At 50.5% G+C, this 4,165-nt stretch carries 2 protein-coding genes and 1 pseudogene; 2 read left to right on the top strand and 1 reads right to left on the bottom strand.

Annotated elements, in window-relative coordinates; translation table 11 throughout:
- Positions 1–173: 173 nt before the first annotated feature.
- Both PHO67_08935 and PHO67_08930 read left to right on the top strand, forming a co-directional pair.
- A complete protein-coding gene (locus tag PHO67_08935; GenBank protein MDD5547261.1) occupies positions 174–803 on the top strand; it encodes a DUF6448 family protein in 630 nt (209 codons plus the stop codon).
- 556 nt (positions 804–1,359) lie between these two features.
- Positions 1,360–2,583 (top strand): annotated as a pseudogene (locus PHO67_08930) (IS701 family transposase).
- A 247-nt stretch (positions 2,584–2,830) separates the two neighbouring features.
- Here PHO67_08930 and PHO67_08925 read toward each other — a convergent pair.
- Positions 2,831–4,165, bottom strand: a 1,335-nt coding sequence (locus tag PHO67_08925) for a transposase (GenBank protein ID MDD5547260.1), incomplete at its 5' end; no start/stop codon positions are given.

Genomic DNA, 4,165 nt, shown 5'->3' with positions numbered 1-4,165 from the left:
AAATAAATCCGTGTCTCTCATGATGATCCGCATCAACCTCCTTCATCTCTTGATGACGGATCTCTATCATATCTCGAATCTGGTTACCCATACATTTTAGCGAGGAGCCAAACAACTTAAAAAATTCATAAAGGAGGAACATGGCCATGAAAGTAAATTCATTAATCGTTCGGATGTTTTTGGCGGTCTCCGTTATCACGATAATGATGTTCGGAATCTGGAGTTATGCCGCCGCTCATTGCGATACTTTAGATGGACCCGTTATTCAGGATGCTCGCGAGGCGCTGGATGCCGGGGATGTTGCGCCTGTGCTCAAGTGGGTGAGGCAAAAGGATGAAAAAGTTGTTCGCGCGTCTTTTGCCAGGGCACTCAATGCCAAGGGCAAAAAAAATGCCGAAGCAGCGGAAAATCAGTTCTTTGCAACGCTTGTTAAAATCCATCGCGCCGGCGAAGGAGCGCCCTTTACAGGCCTAAAGCCGGCCGGTCAGGTCGAACCATCAATTATCGAAGCGGATATAGCTCTGGCAAGCGGTTCTTCTGATGCGTTGGTGGAAATGGTCACAGACGATGTTGCTGCCGGTATAAAGGAACGTTACGAGCATGCCGCGGCTACTTTCATACACAAGGACGACAGCGTCGAACAGGGGCGGGAGTTTGTCAAGGCGTATGTCGAATTCACACACTATGTGGAGCGCCTCCATCTCATTGCAACGGGCAAAGGGCCGCACAACGAACACGGTGAAGAATCCGGCCGGCCGGCCGTCAGGCATGATGCAGCCAAGGAACGCATGCACGGTCATTAGCGGGCGAAACGGAATTCAATCGGAGGGTTGACCGTTCGAGGTCAACCCCCTTTTTTTAAAAAATAGGGACAGCGCCCATTTATTTCATCCCCCCCGAAAAATAGGGAAAAATAGGGCGCTGTCCCTATTTATTGTTCCTGATTAATCCTAATTAATTCAAATCATTAAAAGGCGCGGTCCGGGGCGCGGCCCGGAATCGCTCAATTTCCCGTTTTTGGGGGTTGACGTGTATATTTATTTATACTAGAAAGCTATCGTTTTGTCTGCCAACGCTTCAAACATCACTTTCGCCCCTTGTAATCCGGAGGGTGGCACTGTATCATCATGCGCCAAGGACGGCGTCGCGACCGCGGTTGCCGCCGGCTGTAATCGAGAGAGCGGAGCTGTATCATCATGGGCCTCCCTCCCTCTCGCCGGACCGAGCTCCATCGAAAAGAGCCCTGATCTCATGCCCATTTTTTCACAGGACTTTGCTAATAAATAGGGACAGCGCCTATTTAATTCTACTCCGACATATTATCTTGCAATGTTGTGGTGGGTGTGATATGCAGCCATCATGGAAAAAGAAACGGTATTTATCGGGATAGACGACTACATGGCGCTGTATTCTCCGTACATTAAGAGAGCGGAAGCCAGAGATCTGGCGCAATGTTATGTCGTCGGGCTGATGATGGATGGGGACAGGAAGTCTGTCGAGCCGATGTCGGAAAAGGTCCACGCCTCGGAAAGGGGGATGCAGAGGTTGTTGACGGAGGTAAAGTGGGACCGTGACGGCGCATTTGGCGAATACAGGAGACGGATGCTTGCGGAGACCGCCGATCCCCAGGGAGTATTTCTTATTGATGATACGGGATTTCCGAAGAAAGGCCGCCATAGTGTCTGTGTGGCCCGGCAGTATTGCGGATCTCTGGGGAAAGTGGACAACTGCCAGATTGGCGTCAGTTTGACTTACGTGGGTCAAGAGTTCGCCTGGCCATACGCGATGGAGCTTTTTGTTCCTCAGTCCTGGGATAATCCGGATGATCCGGAGTGTGTCGACATGCGCAAGAAGACCTACATGCCGGCGGATGTCCATTACCGGGCGAAGTGGCAAATGGCGCTGGACTTGATTGATCAGGCCCGATCGGATGGGGCGCCTCACCGGGCGGTGGTGGCAGACAGTTGGTATGGAGATATCACGGATTTTCGCCAGGGACTCGACGACAGGCAAGAGCGCTACATCGCCGGCATTTATTCGGATACACAGGTTTTTCTGGAGTCTCCGGTTTTTGTTCAACCCGAGCCCCAGGAAAAAAAGAGAGGAAGAAAGAGAAAAACCCCGAAGCTCATCGAGACGAATCCCTTGCCGGTCAAGATCTCCGAACTGGGAAAATGTGTCGCTGAAGGAGACTGGGAGCATCTGGAGATCCGGAGAGATTGTCTGAATAAACCCCTGGTGATTGAGGCGGTATCCAGAAGGGTATTCCCCGCGCAAGGCTATCGGAAAGGAACCGCTCATGAGGAAGTCTGGCTGATCATTGAGAGAAGAAAGAAAGATGACGGGGAATATGAGCTCCGGTACTTCTTCAGCAATATGCCCCAGGACATGCCGACTTTGGAGATGGTTCGTCTCTTTCACGAACGGTTTTGGATTGAGCAGGGCTACCAGCAGTTGAAGGAAGAACTGGGTTTGGATCATCACGAGGGCAGAAGCTGGACCGGCTGGCGACGGCATGTGCTGCTGGTCATCCTTGCTTTTGGTTATCTGACGCTCCAGCGCATACAGGAAAAAAAACGCGAACAGCAGAACCTGTGGTATCGGAGAATGGGAAGAATACAAAGCAGTCTTTCCCCATGAAACCAAATGTTTTGGAATCGTGGAAAGATCGCCAATGCCCCGTTCGTTCCTCGGAGCGCTGGCGGGATAGGCAAAGAATATTGAAACAAAAATCCTCTCTGCCCGATGTCCGGCATCAAATCGCTTTGTACCTGATGAGGATGCTGATCTGATCATAATTAAATATATGTCGGAGTAGAATTAAGCCTGTTCAATAATTCAATTTCAGGGCCGGGCTTTTCTTCCCGGTCGTGAGGTAGTCAAAGATAATATCCTGGGTGAGGACGATATCATGTTCAACGGCATGGATGGTCACGTTGTCAATGCCTTTGTAAAAGTTGGTCTCTTCCATGCGGTACCTGTTTTCCTTCACCAGACCGAAGGTTCTTTCGATCCCGGTGCGGAGAGGTTTCAGTTTCTGATAGATGGTGTTGTGCGGTAACGCCGGTCCAAATTTTCGATATCCGTGGGTGAAGTACGTGTGACCTATGTACCCGAAGCGGTACTGCTCTTTCAAATAATCGCATAGAGGAAGCAACTGCTCTGATTCCTGACACGCCTTGAAGCAGGCGTATTTTGTCCTTTTTCTATCATATTCGATGCCCTTTGGTTTCATGGGCGTTCCCCAAGGACAAAGTGGGAAACCGTCTGTTGTGAATCCTTCAGGATAAACCATCTTCTTCCGGATGATGATCGGAATGATATCGAATTGTTCATAGATATCCTGGTGAATCTCCTCGGCGTCATACCCCCTGTCCAGAATGATGTAAGCGAACGGAAGGTCGGGGTAGCGCCCCTTCAGTTCGTCGAGCAGGGGAAGAATAGCGTTCTGATCGTACACGCTGGCCGCGGTAATGATGGTTGCCATGGGGACGCCGTTGACGGTTCTGACGCTGTGTGCTTTGTGGCCCACTGGATACTTGTGGGCGTGATGCCCTTTCCCAAAGGCAACGCTCTCGTCCTTGAATCGCCAGCGCCCTTGGTTATCCCTTTCGCCTTTGGTAGAACCGCAGGTGATCAGGAATGTGGAATCGCCAACCAGGATGATTCCCTTTTCCCTATGCTTTGGCAGATCCGGAATTTCCGGCTCCAGCAGACCCAGGGCATGGGCCTTGAGAACGAACCGCTTGTGGATTTCCACAAAACCCTCCGGTCCGAGACGTTTTCTCAAGGTATTGAAGGTGTTGTGGGCTGGCTGGATATCTCTGGTGACGAACCGGTATAGATCGTTCTTTTTGAGAACTTCGGCCAACTGCCGATCCGACAGGATGCGTTCTTTGATCTTGATGATCCGTGCCAAGATCAGAAAAACGTTGTATCCTTTCGGACCGATACCGGTGTAACAATCGACTACCGGGGAGATGGAATTCATGTCGATGGCGGAAAAATAGGCGATGAAATCTTTCTCTTGTTTCGTCAGCTCATTGAAATCACGAGCAAGTCCCGGAAGCGGAAGCTGGAAATCGACCATGATCTGCCCCTCCTGTTCAATACTGGTGTTCAATATTGAGGAAGAGCACAAAAGAACTAAAATATAAAGGGAATC

It is taken from the genome of Candidatus Omnitrophota bacterium (genome assembly GCA_028716565.1).
Classification (GTDB): Bacteria; Omnitrophota; Gorgyraeia; order Pluralincolimonadales; family Pluralincolimonadaceae; genus Pluralincolimonas.
Note: the sequence above shows the minus strand (reverse complement) of the source record. Positions and strands in the feature narration are given on the sequence as shown.